This window comes from Pseudomonas sp. GW821-FHT09H03 (assembly GCF_059415945.1).
In genome coordinates, this window is record NZ_JBWKOF010000010.1 from 1 (window position 1) to 17896 (window position 17896).

The following is a 17896-nucleotide window of genomic DNA, read 5'->3' on the forward strand; positions in this document are numbered from 1 at the left end:
GCTGGGTTGCTGCCGTCGCTGAGGTTTTTCTCGTAGACGGTCAGTTCTCCGCCATAGACGTTCAGGCCGTCGAGGGTGACGGTGTCGTCGTTGTTGTGGATCTGCAGCACCAGGTTGGCGGTGCTGGTGTCGCCGTCTGCGTCGGTGATGGTGTATTGGAAGGTCTCGCTGCCGTCACCGCCGCCGTGCAGGGCTTTGAAGTCGGCGTCCGTGGTGTTCAGGGTGTAGGTGTAAGTGCCGTTGGCATTGAGTACCAGGGTGCCGTAGGTGCCGTTGAAGGTGCCGGGGGTGATCGGGCCGGCGTTTTCGCCAGTCGGTACCCGGTCCGCGCCTTGCACGTCGTTGGTCAGCACGTTGCCATTGAGGGTCAGCAGGGTTTCCGAGGCGGTGCCGTTGCTGTCGTTTACGCCCTTCGGCAGGTCGTCGACGATGTTGACGTTGATCTGCCCGGTCGCACTGTCGCCATCGGTGTCGGTGGCGACGACGCTGAAGTTCTCGACGACGCTGTTGGCGCCGTTGGCGTTCGGGTGGGTTTCGTTATCGACCAGGGTGTAGCTGTAGCTGATCACGCCCGTGGCCGGGTTGTAACCGGTGATGGTCAGGGTGCTGCCCAACGGGGTAGGTGCCGATTGCGGGAAGCCCGCCGCCACGCCGTTGGTGACCACGGCGATGCCGCCGACGGTCAGGGTTTGCAGGCCGTCCAGCGCCGTCACGGTGAAGGTGCCGCTCTGGGTCAGCGCCAGGGGGGCTGGGTTGCTGCCGTCGCTGAGGTTTTTCTCGTAGACGGTCAGCTCTCCACCGTAGACGTTCAGGCCGTCGAGGGTCACGGTATCGTCGTTGTTGTGGATCTGCAGCACCAGGTTGGCGGTGCTGGTGTCGCCGTCCGCGTCGGTGATGGTGTATTGGAAGCTTTCGCTGCCGTCGCCGCCGCCGTGCAGGGCTTTGAAGTCGGCGTCCGTGGTGTTCAGGGTGTAGGTGTAAGTGCCGTTGGCATTCAACACCAGGGTGCCGTAGGTGCCGTTAAAGGTGCCGGGGGTGATCGGGCCGGCATTTTCGCCGGTCGGTACACGGTCGGCGCCTTGCACATCGTTGGTCAGCACATTGCCACTGAGGCTCAGCAGGGATTCAGAGGCGGTGCCGTTGCTGTCGTTTACGCCCTTCGGCAGGTCGTCGACGATGTTGACGTTGATCTGCCCGGTTGCACTGTCGCCATCGGTGTCGGTAGCGACGACGCTGAAGTTCTCGACGACGCTGTTGGCGCCGTTGGCGTTCGGGTGGGTTTCGTTATCGACCAGGGTGTAGCTGTAGCTGATCACGCCCGTGGCCGGGTTGTAACCGGTGATGGTCAGGGTGCTGCCCAACGGGGTGGGTGCCGATTGCGGGAAGCCTGCCGCCACGCCGTTGGTGACCACGGCGATGCCGCCGACGGTCAGGGTTTGCAGGCCGTCCAGCGCCGTCACAGTGAAGGTGCCGCTCTGGGTCAGCGCCGAGGTGGCTGGGTTGCTGCCGTCGCTGAGGTTTTTCTCGTAGACGGTCAGTTCGCCACCGTAGACGTTCAGGCCGTCGAGAGTGACGGTGTCGTCGTTGTTGTGGATCTGCAGCACCAGGTTGGCGGTGCTGGTGTCGCCGTCCGCGTCGGTGATGGTGTATTGGAAGCTTTCGCTGCCGTCACCACCGCCGTGCAGGGCTTTGAAGTCGGCGTCCGTGGTGTTGAGGGTGTAGGTGTAGGTGCCGTTGGCATTCAACACCAGGGTGCCATAAGTGCCGTTAAAGGTGCCGGGGGTGATCGGGCCGGCATTTTCGCCGGTCGGTACACGGTCGGCGCCTTGCACATCGTTGGTCAGCACATTGCCACTGAGGCTCAGCAGGGATTCAGAGGCGGTGCCGTTGCTGTCGTTTACGCCCTTCGGCAGGTCGTCGACGATGTTGACGTTGATCTGCCCGGTCGCACTGTCTCCATCGGTGTCGGTAGCGACGACGCTGAAGTTCTCGACGACGCTGTTGGCGCCGTTGGCGTTCGGGTGGGTTTCGTTATCGACCAGGGTGTAGCTGTAGCTGATCACGCCCGTGGCCGGGTTGTAACCGGTGATGGTCAGGGTGCTGCCCAACGGGGTGGGTGCCGATTGCGGGAAGCCTGCCGCCACGCCGTTGGTGACCACGGCGATGCCGCCGACGGTCAGGGTTTGCAGGCCGTCCAGCGCCGTCACAGTGAAGGTGCCGCTCTGGGTCAGCGCCGAGGTGGCTGGGTTGCTGCCGTCGCTGAGGTTTTTCTCGTAGACGGTCAGTTCGCCACCGTAGACGTTCAGGCCGTCGAGAGTGACGGTGTCGTCGTTGTTGTGGATCTGCAGCACCAGATTGGCGGTGCTGGTGTCGCCGTCCGCGTCGGTGATGGTGTATTGGAAGGTCTCGCTGCCGTCACCACCGCCGTGCAGGGCTTTGAAGTCGGCGTCAGTGGTGTTCAGGGTGTAGGTGTAGGTGCCGTTGGCGTTGAGTACCAGGGTGCCGTAGGTGCCGGCGAAGGTGCCGGGGGTGATCGGGCCGGCATTTTCGCCGGTCGGTACACGGTCGGCGCCTTGCACGTCGTTGGTCAGCACATTGCCGTTGAGGGTCAGCAGGGTTTCCGAGGCAGTACTCGCGTTACTGTCATTCACCCCGGCAGGCAGGTCGTCCACAACGTTGACGTCGAGACTGGCATTGGCGGTGGTGCCGTTGTCATCGACCACGGTCACGGCGAATTGCTCGGACAAGGTGTTGGCGCCGTTAGCCGTTGGATGCGCTTCGTTATCGGTGAGGGTGTAGCTGTAGCTGACCACGCCGGTAGTGGCATTGAACCCGGTGATGGTCAGGGTGCTGCCCAACGGAGTGACCGCTGATTGCGGGAAGCCCGCCGCCACGCCATTGGTGACCACGGCAATACCGCCCACCGTCAGGGTTGTCACACCGTCCAGCGCTGTGATGGTAAAGGTGCCGTTCTGGGTCAGGGCATTGGTATCCGGTGCACTGCCGTCGCCAAGGTTTTTCTCGAAGACGGTGAGTTCGCCTCCGCCAACGTCCAGGCCGCCGATGGTCACGGTGTCGTCGTTGTTGTGGATCTGCAGCACCAGGTTGGCGGTGCTGGTGTCGCCGTCCGCGTCGGTGATGGTGTACTGGAAGCTTTCGCTGCCGTCACCACCGCCGTGCAGGGCTTTGAAGTCGGCGTCCGTGGTGTTGAGGGTGTAGGTGTAGGTGCCGTTGGCATTGAGTACCAGGGTGCCGTAGGTGCCGTTGAAGGTGCCGGGGGTGATCGGGCCGGCGTTTTCGCCAGTCGGTACCCGGTCCGCGCCTTGCACGTCGTTGGTCAGCACGTTGCCATTGAGGGTCAGCAGGGTTTCCGAGGCAGTACTCGCGTTACTGTCATTCACCCCGGCAGGCAGGTCGTCCAAAACGTTGACGTCGAGACTGGCATTGGCGGTGGTGCCGTTGTCATCGACCACGGTCACGGCGAATTGCTCGGACAAGGTGTTGGCGCCGTTAGCCGTTGGATGCGCTTCGTTATCGGTGAGGGTGTAGCTGTAGCTGACCACGCCGGTAGTGGCATTGAACCCGGTGATGGTCAGGGTGCTGCCCAACGGAGTGACCGCTGATTGCGGGAAGCCCGCCGCCACGCCATTGGTGACCACGGCAATACCGCCCACCGTCAGGGTTGTCACACCGTCCAGCGCGGTGATAGTGAACGTTCCGTTCTGAGTCAGGGCGCTGGTATCTGTAGCGCTGCCGTCGCCAAGGTTTTTCTCGAAGACGGTGAGTTCGCCACCGGCAACGTCCAGGCCACCGATGGTCACCGTGTCATCGTTGTTCTGGATCTGCAGCACCAGGTTGGCGGTGCTGGTGTCGCCGTCGGCGTCGGTCAGTGTGTAGGTGAAGGACTCTGTCCCGTTGCCGCCGCCGTGCAAGGCTTTGAAATCGGCGTCAGTGGTGTTCAGGGTGTAGGTGTAAGTGCCGTTAGCATTGAGCACCAGGGTGCCGTAAGTGCCGTTGAAGGTGCCGGGGGTAATCGGTCCAGTGTTCTCACCGACAGATACGCGGTCAGCGCCCTGCACGTCGTTGCTCAGCACATTGCCATTGAGGGTCAGCAAGGTCTCCGAGGCGGTACTCGCATTGCTGTCGTTCACCCCGGCAGGCAGGTCGTCGACAACGTTGACATCGAGGCTGGCGTTGGCAGTGGTGCCATTGTCGTCTACCACTGTCACGGCGAATTGCTCGGACAACGTGTTGGCGCCGTTGGCGGTTGGGTGCGCTTCGTTATCGGTGAGGGTGTAGCTGTAGCTGACCACGCCGGTGGTGGCATTGAACCCGGTGATGGTCAGGGTGCTACCCAACGGGGTGACTGCCGATTGCGGGAAGCCCGCCGCCACGCCATTGGTGACCACGGCAATGCCACCCACCGTCAGGGTCGTCACACCGTCCAGCGCTGTGATGGTAAAGGTGCCGTTCTGGGTCAGGGCATTGGTATCCGGTGCACTGCCGTCGACAAGGTTTTTCTCGAAGACGGTGAGTTCGCCGCCGGCAACGTTCAGGCCGCCGATGGTCACCGTGTCATCGTTGTTCTGGATCTGCAACACCAGGTTGGCGGAACTGGTGTCGCCGTCTGCGTCGGTCAGGGTGTAGGTGAAGGTCTCTGTTCCATTGCCGCCGCCGTGCAGGGCGTTGAAGTCGGCGTCAGAGGTGTTCAGGGTATAGGTGTAAGTCCCGTTGGCATTGAGCACCAGGGTGCCGTAGGTGCCGGTGAAGGTGCCGGGGGTGATCGGCCCGGCATTTTCGCTGGTCGGTACACGGTCGGCGCCTTGCACGTCGTTGGTCAGCACATTGCCGTTGAGGGTCAGCAGGGTTTCCGAGGCAGTACTCGCATTGCTGTCGTTCACGCCAGTAGGCAGGTCGTCGACGACGTTGACGTCGAGGCTCGCGTTAGCGGTGGTGCCGTTGTCATCGACCACGGTCACGGCGAATTGCTCGGACAACGTGTTGGCGCCGTTGGCGGTCGGGTGCGCTTCGTTATCGGTGAGGGTGTAGCTGTAGCTGACCACGCCGGTAGTGGCATTGAACCCGGTGATGGTCAGGGTGCTGCCCAATGGAGTGACCGCTGATTGCGGGAAGCCCGCCGCCACGCCGTTGGTGACCACGGCAATGCCGCCCACCGTCAGGGTCGTCACACCGTCCAGCGCTGTGATGGTAAAGGTGCCGTTCTGGGTCAGGGCATTGGTATCCGGTGCACTGCCGTCGACAAGGTTTTTCTCGAAGACGGTGAGTTCGCCGCCGGCAACGTTCAGGCCGCCGATGGTCACCGTGTCATCGTTGTTCTGGATCTGCAACACCAGGTTGGCGGAACTGGTGTCGCCGTCTGCGTCGGTCAGGGTGTAGGTGAAGGTCTCTGTTCCATTGCCGCCGCCGTGCAGGGCGTTGAAGTCGGCGTCAGAGGTGTTCAGGGTATAGGTGTAAGTCCCGTTGGCATTGAGCACCAGGGTGCCGTAAGTACCGATAAAGGTGCCGGGAGTGATCGGTCCGGCATTGTCGCCGACAGGAACGCGGTCGGCGCCTTGTACATCGTTGGTCAGCACATTGCCGTTGAGGGTCAGCAAGGTTTGCGAGGCGATGCCATTGCTGTCGTCGATCGCCTGGGGCACGTCGTCGGTGATGCTGACGTCCAGCGCCCCTGTGGCGCTATCGCCATTGCTGTCGCTGGCCACCACGGTGAACTGTTCGCCGAGACTGTTGGTGCCATCACCGCTGGCGTGGGTTTCACTACCATTGAGGGTGTAGCTGTAACTGACTACCCCGGTGACCGGATCGTAACCGGTGATCGTCAGGGTGCTGCCCAAAGGCGTAGTGATGCTTTGCGGAAAACCGGCGGCCACACCGCCGCTGACCACATTGATACCGCCGACGCTCAGACTGGTCAGCCCGTCCGCGGCCGTGACGGTGAACGTGCCGCTTTGGATGAGCGCCCCCGGATTCCTCGCCGAACCATCGTCCAGGCTGGCTTCATCGACGCTCAGCTCGCCGTTCTGCACTGAGAGCCCGTCAAGGGTAACCGGGTTATCCGGCACATCCGGAACCACTGGAACCACTGGCGCGTCAGGCGCTGGGAGATTGTTATCCGGGTCCCCGGCCAGGCGCTCCAGGGTTATCTGCGGAATGCCATTGAAGCCGGCGGTAGGAAAACCGAGAGTCGGATCAACCCTGCCACCCACTTCTTCGAGCATCACAAAACTATGACCACCGCCCTGTGCACCACCCGGTGTCCCGCTCGGTGTTCCGGTTGGCCCGGCTGCAGTGGCTTCAGCAGTTTGGGTCGGGTCATCACCGGCCGCAATGGCTTTTTGCAGTTGCTCGACATCAGTCAGTTGCGCCTCGCTGGGCGTCACTGCTTCCGGCGTCTGCACATGTGGCGTCTGGTTCGCGAGCAACTGGGGCGTCATCTGCAGGCTACTGCCACGACCGAGCGTCAGCTCCTGGCCATTTTGCAGATGCACTGCCACCGCGCCTTCAGCGCCAGTGTTCAGTTGATCACCAGCGAACAATCGGTCGCCCTCGACCAAAGCGCGCCGCGTGCCATCGCTCGCCACGGCGAATACCTGACCAATGACCTTACTGACGATTCCGATGAGCGTAGCCATGTGCACTTCCTCCGCTGCCAACCGCTGTCGGCATCCTGTTTGTGCGAAAAACGTGCTCATGGCTCAAACGGGAGACTGGTGGATTCTCCAGGGTGCCGGTTACCTGACGTAAACCGGGGCCCTGGCGACAATCGCGCCCAGCCGGTCACTCACCGATGACGTCTGCGGTTCGGGAAAAATCCCATGCAATCAATGGGATCTGATCCAGTCCGCGACAGTTCGTCTGCGAGCAAAGCGTAACGATCTTGAACCACTCAAGTGACAAAAAACCGTCACCAATAGATCGACGCGTCCCTCCCCTCTAGCAGTTCTCCGCCCTCTGTCGATAAGTGGATTGGAACTTTCCTTAAACCCTCGATGAGCGCCCTAAAGCTCATAAATCAAAGGCTTTCGTATTGAACAATGTGCTGGATTTTACGGAGCGCATAAGTTTTTTTTGGCATAAGCCTTATGAAAAATATTTCTTAGCTATGCTCTAGAATGTTCTTAGCTGTGTTGTTACAAGCATGAAACGGTTTTACCTATAAATGTCGTCAAATATTTGGCGACTCAGAAAGCGCCATCAGTTATCAGGGAGATGCACCCATGCGCCTTTTAACCCCCCTCTGCAGCGCGGTTCTTTTGGCCATGGCCTGCACGAACCAGGCTCACGCCATGTCGTTGACCGACGCGATCCAGAGCACCATCGCGACCCATCCGGAACTCGCCTCACGGGTCGACGGCCGTCTGTCGGCCGACGAAGACGTGAAAGTCGCCAAGGGGGGCTTTTATCCGTCAGTAGACCTGAATGCCGGCTACGGGCGCGGCTACAGCGATAACACCAATACCCGGGCACTTGGCAATCACCACACCGAAATTCTCAATTACACCCAGTCGGAACTGCGCCTGCGGCAAATGCTCTTCGACGGGTTCAATACCGCCAACGAAGTCGAGCGCACCAAAGGCGTGGTCAACTCCCGGGCCTATTACGCTCAGGGTACCGCCCAGGATCTGGCGCTGCGCACCACCGAGGTCTATCTGGAAGTGCTCAAGCGTCGTGAACTGGTGACCCTGGCCACGAACAACCTGCAGGCGCATTTGCGGGTCAACGATCAGATCGGCCTGCGTACCCAGCGCGGTGTGGGCAGCAACGCCGACGCCGACCAGTCCACCGCCCGTCGGGCGTTGGCGGAAAACAACCTAGACACCGCTCAGGTCGATCTGGCCGACGCCGAGTCGAATTTCTACAGCGTCGTGGGACGCTTGCCGGATGAACTCGAAGTCCCGCCCTCGATCCGCGGCGAGCTGCCAGGCTCCCTGCCGGAAGCCCAGCAGAGCATGGTTGAAAACAACCCATACCTGAAATCCGCCCAGGCCGACGTGCAATCCGCCGAGAGCCAGTACGAAGTCGCCAAGTCGCCATTCTATCCGCGCTTCGACGCCGAGGCCGCAGTGGGCGCAAACAACAACATCGGGGGCGAAGAAGGCCATGACAACGAATGGCGGGTCGGCGTGGTAATGAACTACAACCTGTTCCGCGGCGGCAGCGACAAGGCACGCCTGGCTTCCGACGCGCACAAGATCAACCAGGCCATGGACATCCGCAACAATGCCCTGCGCCAACTCAACGAAAACATTCACCTGGCCTGGAACGCCATGGTCAACGCCAAGAAGCAAACCCCGACCGCCCGCGAATACGCCGATACCAGTAAGCGCGTGCGCGTGGCGTACCAGGATCAGTTCGGCCTCGGCCAACGGACCCTGCTCGACCTGCTGGACAGTGAAAACGAGCTTTACAACGCCAACCGTCGCTACACAGAAGTGCGCTACACCGAAGAGTATTCGATGTACCGTGTACTGGCGAACATGGGCCAGTTGCTGAGCAAGCAACGGGTGGTACTGCCCGCCGATGCGATTGCCCAGACCGAAGTGAAGAACGAAGCCCGTTTGCCTGAAATGAAGTAGTCCACGGAGCGATCAATGTGACCAGCATGGAACCCGGCAACACCGGTGTCGATCCGCGCCTGAGCTTCGATGATCCGCTTCTGGATGGCCTGCTGATCCTCTGCAAACTCCACGGCGCGACGGTCAGTCGCGCCAGCCTGAGTGCCGGGCTGCCAATGGCACACCAACGCCTGAGCCTGGAGCTGCTGCCACGCGCAGCAGCCCGGGCTGGTTTGCAGGCGCGTTTGCTGCGTCGCGACCTCAAAGACATCTCCCCGCTCAACCTGCCCGTGCTCCTGTTGCTCAACAACGGTCGTACCGCGGTATTGCGCCGTTACGGCGAAGATGGCCAGGTACTGATCCTGCCCAGCGAGGCCGACGGTGGCGAACAGTGGATAAGCCCCGAGGAACTCGCCACAAACTACAGTGGCCAGGCCTTGTTCGCCCGGCCACGCCATGAACTCGAAGACCTGCGCTCGCCTCTGGTGCCGCGGGTCCAGGCCTGGTTCCGCGATACGCTGAAACTGTCGAAATGGCTGTACAGTGACGCGATCCTGGCAAGTTTCCTGATCAACCTGCTGGGCCTGATGGTGCCGCTGTTCGTGATGCAGACCTACGACCGCGTGGTGCCCAACCAGGCCACCTCGACCTTGTGGGTATTGGCTATCGGTCTGCTGATCGGTACCGCTTTCGAACTGGTGCTGCGGGTGGTGCGCGCGCATTTGCTCGACACTGCCGGCAAGAAAACCGACGTGATCCTGTCGGCGACCCTGTTCGAGCGCATCACCGGCATGGCGATGAAAGCCCGGCCGGCCACCATCGGCGGATTCGCCCAGAGCATTCATGACTTCCAGGGCCTGCGCGAATTTCTTACCGCCGTGACCCTCACCAGCCTGATCGACCTGCCCTTCGCCCTGCTGATGCTGGTGGTGATCGGACTGCTCGGCGGCTGGCTGGTGGTGATCCCGGTGCTGGCGTTTCCGATCACCATCATCTTCGCCATGGTGATTCAGGCGCGCCTGCGCGACACGGTACAGAAAAGCCTCAGCCTCGGCGCCGAACGCCAGGCGCTACTGATTGAAACCCTCAGTGGCCTGGAAACCCTCAAGGCCTGTAGCGCTGAAAGCGAGCGCCAGCATAAATGGGAAAGCACCCACGGCGCCCTCACCCGCCTCGACAGCCACGCCCGTAATCTCTCGGCCCTGGCGACCAACGGCACGCTGTTCATCCAGCAGTTCTCCGGCATGGCGACCATCGTCGCCGGGGTCTACAGCATCATCGCCGGCAACCTCAGCGTCGGCGCGCTGGTGGCGACCTACATGCTCGGCAGTCGGGTACTTTCGCCCCTGGGACAGATCGCCGGACTGATCACGCGCTACCAGCAAGCACAACTGACCATGAAGAGCACCGACGCGCTGATGGGCCTGCCCCAGGAGCGCGACGCCAGACAACGGCCACTGGAGCGCACGCAACTGCAAGGCGGGCTGGATGTCGTTGGCGTGACCTTCCACTACAACGGCCAGAGCGCTCCGGCGCTGGGCAATGTCAGTTTCAGCGTCAAACCCGGCGAACGTATCGGCATCATCGGCCGCAGCGGCTCCGGCAAAAGCACCCTGGCCCGCCTGGTAATGGGTTTCTACGAACCGGATGAAGGCCAACTGCTGCTCGATGGCCTGGACCTGCGGCAACTGGACGTCGCCGACCTGCGCCATCAGATCGGCTATGTCGCCCATGACCTTCCGCTGCTGGCCGGCAGCCTGCGCGACAACCTGACCCTCGGTGCGCGCTACATCAGCGATGCACGCATGCTCGAAGTCGCGGAACTCACCGGCGTCACTGAACTGGCCCGGCAACACCCGCAGGGCTTCGACCGGCCCGTGGGCGAGCGCGGACAACTGCTGTCCGGCGGCCAGCGTCAGGCGGTATTGCTGGCCCGGGCATTGTTGCTCGACCCGCCGATCATGCTGCTCGACGAACCCACCAGCGCCATGGACAACAGCAGCGAAGACGTCCTGCGGCAAAAACTCCACGGCTGGGTGCAGGGCAAAACCATCCTGCTGGTCACGCACCGCACCTCGATGCTCAGCCTGGTAGATCGGTTGGTGGTGCTGGACAACGGAAGGATCGTCGCCGACGGGCCGAAAGAATCGGTCATCGATGCACTGCGCAAGGGCCGCGTCGGCTCTGCGGCTGTCTAGGAGTGGTCCATGTCTGACTCCCCGCCTGTCACGTCAAAAGCACGTGGCTACTTCGACAGTTTCAGCAAAAGTGCCGAAACCGAATTCATGCCGGAAACCGCCGGCGCTTCGTTGCAGGACTCCCCGCGCGGGTCGCGCATCACCGTGTGGCTGGCGGCCGGGCTGATTGTCAGTGCGCTCGTCTGGGCCAAATTCGCCGTGCTGCAGGAAGTCACCATGGGCGAAGGCAAGGCGATCCCGTCGAGCAAGGTGCAAGTGATCCAGAACCTGGAGGGCGGCATCGTCACTGAAATCTTCGTACGCGAAGGGCAAATGGTGAACAAGGGCGATACTTTGCTGCGCCTGGATGACACCCGCTACCTGTCGAACAAGGGTGAAAGCGAAGCCGATCGTTATGCCCTGACCGCGCAGGTCGAACGGCTCTCCGCCGAAGCCGAGGGCCGCCCCTTCAAGCTGTCAGAAGAAGTTATCGCCAAAGCCCCGCAAGTGGCCGAAGACGAGCGCTCGCTGTATGAGCAACGGCAACGTCGACTGGCCAGCGAACAGAGGACATTGAGCGAACAACTTCGGCAAAAAACCCAGGAGCTGGCGGAGTTCAGGTCGAAACAGGGGCAGTTCAGTTCCAGCCTCGCGTTGTTGCAGCAAGAGATGAACATGTCCACGCCACTGGTGGGCACCGGGGCGGTGTCGCCGGTGGAGATCCTGCGCCTCAAACGCAGCGCGGTGGAGATTCGCGGCTCGCTGAACGCCACGACCCTGGCTATTCCCCGGGCCGAATCGGCGATCAACGAAATCAAGAGCAAGATCGATGAGTCGGAACAGACCTTTCGCTCGGAAGCGGCGAAAGAATTGAATGAGAAACGCACCGACCTGTCGAAAATAACGGCATCGAGCATCGCTATCGATGACCGCGTGACACGCACCACGGTGGTTTCACCGGTACACGGGATCATCAAGGTGCTGAAGGTCAATACCATCGGTGGCGTGGTCCAGCCGGGCAGCGACATGGTGGAGATCGTGCCGCTGGAAGACAACCTGCTGATCGAAGCCAAGGTGCGCCCACAGGACGTAGCGTTCCTGCATCCGGGCCAGAAAGCCATGGTCAAATTCAGCGCCTACGACTACACGATCTACGGCGGCCTGAGCGCGAAGCTGGAACTGATCGGCGCCGACACCATCACCGATGACAAGGGCAACAGCTTCTACCTGATTCAGGTGCGCACCGACAAAAACCACTTGGGCGGGGACGCGAAACCGCTGCTGATCATTCCAGGGATGGTGGCGACGGTGGACATCATTACCGGGGAGAAGACGGTGCTGGATTACCTGCTCAAGCCGGTGTTGAAAGCGCGGACCGAGGCGATGCGCGAGCGCTAGTCACTATTCAGGATCTCTTGTGATCGTTCCACCGGCATCGCGAGCATCCTCGCTCCCGCAGTGTCCGTGTCGTACACAAACACTGTGAACACGAAAAACCTGTGGGAGCGGGCTTGCCCGCGAAGGGGTCAGCAAAAGCGCCGACTATTTCGGCCCATGATTACGCTGAAAAACCTCCTCCCCCATCGCCGCAATCTGCCCCTCGATCAATGCTTCGAAAGGCTTGAGCAACGGCGCAAAAGAAGCTGGCGCCTCAAGGCTTTCCAGCGCCTGCACAATCGCCTCCACCGTCGACAGCGCCCCCGGTCCTGGTGCCTTGCGCAGTCGATAACGGGACACGCCGCCTTCAGCCAGCGTCACCCTGGGTAACGCGGCCAGCAGCGGATTGAGGTGCAGCATCTTGCGCGCCTTGCGCCAGGTGCCGTCAGGGACCACCAGCAACAGTGGCTCACTCGTGGCGCCATAGGCCTGCATGGGTTGCGCATCCTCACCGGGAAACAACAATCGCGCCTGATACCCCGGCTGATTCAACAGCCTTGGCAGATCCTCGAACACCTCGCCCACGATCAGCTCGGCATTGTTCAAGCCCCACGCGGCCAGGCGCGCGGTATTCAAGGCATGACTCACTTCACTGGGATGTTGCAACAGCAACACCCGGGTGCGGCTGTCGAGGCTCGGGATCAGCGGGCACAGGCAATGGCTTTGTGGGCGCAGGCAACGGGGGCATTCAATTCTGGACATCGTCAGGCCTGGTTCAGTTGGGCTTTGAGCAAATCGCGGAAGGTCTGGATCAGCGGCTCACGGCTGCGACCACGGCGCATGATCATCGAAAATGGCGCCTGATAGCCGAAAGTCGCCGGCAGCAATACGCGCAAATCGCCCTTGTCCGCCCAAGACTGGGCATAGTGCTCAGGCAGGTAGCCGATGTAGGCGCCGGACAACACCAGGATCAACTGCGCCTCCATACTTTCCACGGTGGCGGCACTGTGCTTGAAGCCGTGGCGAGCCAGTTCGGCCTGACTCCAGTAGCCGCGCCCGACCATGCGCTGCTGGGTAATGACCTGCTCGGGAATGCGCCGCTCGTTGAACAGCGGATGACGGCTGCTGCAATACAACCAGTGCTGTTCGCGGTACAGCGGCATGTACACCAGACCACTCATACGCGTGGAAAACGCACCGATGGCCAGGTCGAGGCGATTGTCCTGCACGCCCAGCTGCAATTCGTAAGGGCTCATCACCGACAGGTGCAAGTGCACGGCCGGGTGCTCCTGGCTGTAGGCGCCGATAGCTTCGGCAAAGGGCAAGGCCTTGTCGCTGACGGTGGAGTCGATCACCCCCAGGTTCAGCGTGCCGCGCAACTCGCCCTTGAGGGCGGCGGCGTACTGTTCGAACCCTTCCAGCTCACCCAGCAGCCGCAAGGTTTCCTGATGAAACAGCTCGCCCTTGCTGGTCAGGCTGAAACCACCCCGGCCGCGATGGCACAGGACCAGGCCCAGCGCGCCTTCGAGCTGACTCATGTAAGTGCTGATGGCCGACGTTGAGAGGTTGAGCTCCTGCTGGGCGTTGGCAAAACCCTGATGGCGCACCACGCTGACGAAGATGCGCAATAGTTTGAGGTCGGGTAAAGCGTTGGCCATGGGGGCTCCGTAACTTGTTCAGTGAGTCGGCGTTGTCGGATGGGCGGTTGCTGCGCAACCAATCGCCAGCAAGCCGGCTCCTACAGAATGATCGCTGACCCTTTAGGAACCGGCTTGCTGGCGATCGGCCCGCCCGGACAACGCATATCTCAAGCCGGGAAGTCTAACTCCCCCTCCGCCATTAGTTTAGAAAAATCTGAACTAAGTATTTGCCCGTAGCGATTCTTCCCGGCCACTACATTTCGCAGAATCCGCCCAAACCGGTGCCCGTACCTCCCGTGAACGGCGCAACCGACATAAATAAAACAAACGACGATGAGGCCTTACCCGTGGACAAGATTCTTCACCAACCACTGGGCGGCAACGAAATGCCGCGCTTCGGCGGCATCGCCACCATGATGCGACTCCCCCATTTGAATACCGCTGCCGGTCTGGACGCTGCCTTCGTAGGCGTGCCACTGGACATCGGTACCTCCCTGCGCCCAGGCACCCGTTTCGGACCTCGCGAAATCCGCGCTGAATCGGTAATGATCCGCCCGTACAACATGGCCACCGGCGCTGCCCCGTTCGACTCGCTGTCGGTTGCCGATATTGGTGACATTGCGATCAACACCTTCAACCTGCTGGATGCCGTGCGGATCATCGAAGAATCCTACGACAACATCCTCGAACATGATGTGATCCCCCTGACGCTGGGCGGCGACCACACCATCACCCTGCCGATCCTGCGTGCCATCCATAAAAAGCACGGCAAGGTCGGTCTGGTGCACATCGATGCCCACGCCGATGTAAACGATCACATGTTTGGCGAGAAAATCGCCCACGGCACCACCTTCCGTCGCGCCGTCGAAGAAGGTCTTCTGGATCCTGAGCGTGTGGTGCAGATTGGCCTGCGCGCGCAGGGCTACACCGCTGACGACTTCAACTGGAGCCGCAATCAGGGTTTCCGTGTGGTTCAGGCCGAAGAGTGCTGGCACAAATCCCTGGCGCCATTGATGGCCGAAGTTCGCGAGAAAGTCGGCAATGGTCCGGTGTACCTGAGCTTTGATATCGACGGCATCGACCCGGCCTGGGCGCCCGGCACCGGCACCCCGGAAATCGGCGGCCTGACGACCATTCAGGCAATCGAGATCGTTCGCGGCTGCCAAGGCCTCGACCTCGTCGGCTGTGATCTGGTAGAAGTCTCGCCCGCTTACGACACCACCGGTAACACCTCACTGCTGGCCGCCAACCTGCTGTACGAAATGCTCTGCGTACTGCCTGGCGTGGTCCACCGCTGAGGATTGCGCATTACCTGTGGTCAACGAATTACCTATGGGTTCGTGGCGCCACAGCGATTGATTTTCGCCTCACAATAAAAAAGACAATCGGAGACACGCCATCATGGCTTTGGATTTATTCGTCGTACTCATCTACGCCGCTGCGATGCTGATACTCGGCTACTACGGCATGCGCAAGGCCAAGACCAACGAAGACTTTTTAGTCGCCGGTCGCAATCTCGGTCCAAGCCTGTACATGGGCACCATGGCCGCCACCGTTCTGGGTGGCGCGTCCACCGTGGGCACCGTACGTCTTGGCTACGTCCATGGCATTTCCGGTTTCTGGCTGTGCGCGGCACTGGGTTGCGGGATCGTCGCGCTGAACCTGTTCCTCGCCAAACCGCTGCTGAAACTGAAGATCTACACCGTTACCCAGGTGCTGGAAAAACGCTACAACCCGATGGCCCGCTCCGCGAGCGCGGTGATCATGCTGGCGTACGCACTGATGATCGGCGTGACCTCGATCCTGGCCATCGGAACCGTGCTGCAAGTGCTGTTCGGCCTGCCATTCTGGATTTCGGTACTGCTCGGTGGCGGCGTCGTGGTGATCTACTCGGCCATTGGCGGCATGTGGTCCTTGACCCTGACCGACATCGTCCAGTTCGTCATCAAGACTGTCGGCCTGATGTTCATCCTGTTGCCTATCTGCCTGTACCGCGTCGGCGGTTGGGATGAGTTGGTGTTGAAACTGCCGGCGGCGAGCTTCAGCTTCACTACCATCGGCTGGGACACCATCATCACCTACTTCATGATCTACTTCTTCGGCATCCTGATCGGTCAGGACATCTGGCAACGGGTGTTCACCGTCAAGACCGCCAAAGTCGCCCAGGTCGCCGGTACCGCAGCCGGTATCTACTGCATCCTTTACGGCCTGGCCTGCGCCCTGATCGGCATGGCCGCTCACGTGCTGATCCCGGATCTGGACAACGTCAACAACGCCTTCGCCGCTATCGTGAAACTGTCCCTGCCGGACGGTATCCGTGGCCTGGTGATCGCCGCCGCCCTGGCCGCCATGATGTCCACCGCCAGCGCCGGCCTGCTCGCCGCTGCCACCACCCTGACCGAAGACCTGCTGCCGAAACTGCGTGGCGGCAAACAGTCGAGCCTGGCCATCAACCGCCTGTTCACCCTGTTGACCGGCTGCGTGGTGCTGGTAATTGCTCTGATCGTGAACGACGTGATCAGCGCCCTGACCCTGGCCTACAACCTGCTGGTGGGTGGCATGCTGGTCCCGCTGATGGGGGCGATCTTCTGGAAACGCGCGACCACCGCCGGCGCCATCGCCAGCATGGGCATGGGCTTCGCCACTGCTCTGCTGTTCATGGTCAAGGACGGTCTGGATGCCAACACTCCGATCTACTACAGCCTTGGTGTAAGCCTTTTGAGCTTCGTGATGGTCAGCCTGCTGTCCCGCCGCCCCTTGCCACTGGCAAGCGCCGCCTAAACTGAAAAAAGTGGTTTAACTTTTTCTTCGACGAGTGTGGCGTCGGTTGCCACACTCGTTTTTTTTCGCCTGCAGGAAAGCGCCCATGAAAATCGTAAGCCGCGATCAGTGGTTCGAGGTGCAACAGCTCAGCGATGGCATCCGCCTGATTCATGAGCCCTATATCCGCCCCTTCTACCGCTGCAACCTGTGGCACGTTCAAGGCCGCGACAAAGACCTGCTGCTGGACAGTGGCTCGGGCCTGGTCAGCTTGCGCGAGCAACTGCCCTGGATCACCGAACGGCCGCTGGTGGCGGTGGCCAGTCACTGCCACTTTGATCACATTGCCGGCCATCACGAATTTCCCGAACGCCTGGTACATCCCGCCGAAGCTGAAATTCTTGCTGCGCCAGATGGCGAAAACGACTTGAGCAGGGCATTTGTCGGTGACGACATGTTCGAGGCGCACCCGGACTGCCCGTTGTGCTACGCCGAATACCGGGTCAAGGCCGCCCCGGCCACCGGAATGATCGAGGATGGCGACGTGCTGGATCTGGGCAACAGGGTATTACAGGTGATACACACTCCGGGACACTCCCCGGGTGGCATCTGCCTGTACGAAGCCTCGACCCAAACCCTGTTCAGTGGCGACATCATCTACGACGGTCCGCTGGTCGAAGACGCCTACCACTCCAACCTCGACGACTACACCCGCAGCCTGCAGCGCCTGCTGGGATTGTCGATCCGTACGGTGCATGGCGGGCATTTCGGCAGTTTTTCCGGGGAACACCTGCACCACATGATTGACCAATGGCAGCGTTGCCACGGCTGAAGCCTGCTGTACTGATCGTCAGGAAAAACACGCAGGGACTAAAAAATAACATTCACGATGAATTGCCATGAACAGACAAGCCGTTCGCGCCGTCGTGCACCGTCACATCAGCCGTCTGCTGGACGGCCGCAGTGACTTCGACGACAACACCAGTCTGGAACAGTTGGGACTGGACAGGGAAGATATCGAAGAGCTGATCTTCCATCTGGAGGATGAACTGAAACTGACGGCCTTTACCGCCGAAGAGGACCGGTTGCTTAAATCCGCGAGGACGGTCAATGACTTGAGCCAGATCTTGCTGGAGATTGGACGGGATTGAGGGCTATGACAAAGCTGCTGGTATTGGCTGCCGGGAATATGGAGGTAAATTGCTTTTGTGGGGACTGGCGGATTGGGTAGCTCTGAGTGGCTCTGAAGACTTGAGGTCTGAGTGGCACTGAAGCTCTGAGTGGCTCTGAAGATTTGGAGCTCTGAGTGGCTCTGAAGATCTGAGTGGGTCTTAAGATTTGGAGCTCTGAGTGGCTCTGAAGATCT

10 protein-coding genes are annotated in these 17896 nt (G+C 60.9%); 7 read left to right on the forward strand and 3 right to left on the reverse strand.

Annotated features, from left to right (window positions below):
- Nucleotides 1-6653: retention module-containing protein (locus tag AC07OG_RS15635; protein ID WP_495067424.1), on the reverse strand; the 6653-nt coding region annotated here is incomplete at its 3' end.
- 585 nt (nt 6654-7238) lie between these two features.
- Between AC07OG_RS15635 and AC07OG_RS15640 the strand changes: the two genes are divergently transcribed.
- From AC07OG_RS15640 to AC07OG_RS15650, 3 genes are read left to right on the forward strand one after another with little or no spacing between them, the layout of a single operon-like run.
- The gene (locus AC07OG_RS15640; RefSeq protein ID WP_060541331.1) at nt 7239-8597 is read left to right on the forward strand and encodes a TolC family outer membrane protein; all 1359 of its coding nucleotides are present in this window, start codon (nt 7239-7241) and stop codon (nt 8595-8597) included.
- A gap of 17 nt (nt 8598-8614) precedes the next feature.
- Nucleotides 8615-10774 carry a type I secretion system permease/ATPase gene (locus AC07OG_RS15645; protein WP_060541330.1) on the forward strand — a complete coding sequence of 720 codons (2160 nt, stop codon included), beginning with the start codon at nt 8615-8617 and terminating at the stop codon, nt 10772-10774.
- 9 nt (nt 10775-10783) lie between these two features.
- A complete protein-coding gene (locus AC07OG_RS15650; RefSeq protein ID WP_060541329.1) occupies nt 10784-12151 on the forward strand; it encodes an HlyD family type I secretion periplasmic adaptor subunit in 1368 nt (455 codons plus the stop codon).
- A gap of 144 nt (nt 12152-12295) precedes the next feature.
- On the opposite strand, the gene AC07OG_RS15655 is transcribed toward AC07OG_RS15650, so the two are convergent.
- Both AC07OG_RS15655 and AC07OG_RS15660 read right to left on the reverse strand, forming a co-directional pair.
- Nucleotides 12296-12892 carry a tRNA-uridine aminocarboxypropyltransferase gene (locus AC07OG_RS15655; RefSeq protein ID WP_060541328.1) on the reverse strand — a complete coding sequence of 199 codons (597 nt, stop codon included), beginning with the start codon at nt 12890-12892 and terminating at the stop codon, nt 12296-12298.
- A 2-nt stretch (nt 12893-12894) separates the two neighbouring features.
- Nucleotides 12895-13788, reverse strand: coding sequence for a LysR family transcriptional regulator (locus tag AC07OG_RS15660; protein WP_060541327.1), 894 nt, complete (start codon nt 13786-13788; stop codon nt 12895-12897).
- A 329-nt stretch (nt 13789-14117) separates the two neighbouring features.
- Between AC07OG_RS15660 and speB the strand changes: the two genes are divergently transcribed.
- The 4 genes from speB (at nt 14118) to AC07OG_RS15680 (ending at nt 17681) form a co-directional block, all read left to right on the forward strand.
- Entirely contained in the window at nt 14118-15068 is a 951-nt protein-coding gene (gene speB / locus AC07OG_RS15665) for an agmatinase (RefSeq protein WP_218425819.1), read from the forward strand.
- A gap of 103 nt (nt 15069-15171) precedes the next feature.
- Nucleotides 15172-16551 carry a sodium:solute symporter family protein gene (locus AC07OG_RS15670; RefSeq protein ID WP_060541325.1) on the forward strand — a complete coding sequence of 460 codons (1380 nt, stop codon included), beginning with the start codon at nt 15172-15174 and terminating at the stop codon, nt 16549-16551.
- 85 nt (nt 16552-16636) lie between these two features.
- Nucleotides 16637-17362: an MBL fold metallo-hydrolase gene (locus AC07OG_RS15675; protein WP_060541324.1), complete on the forward strand. Its 726-nt coding sequence runs from the start codon at nt 16637-16639 to the stop codon at nt 17360-17362.
- 67 nt (nt 17363-17429) lie between these two features.
- Nucleotides 17430-17681, forward strand: coding sequence for a hypothetical protein (locus tag AC07OG_RS15680; protein ID WP_060541323.1), 252 nt, complete (start codon nt 17430-17432; stop codon nt 17679-17681).
- Nucleotides 17682-17896 lie beyond the last annotated feature (215 nt).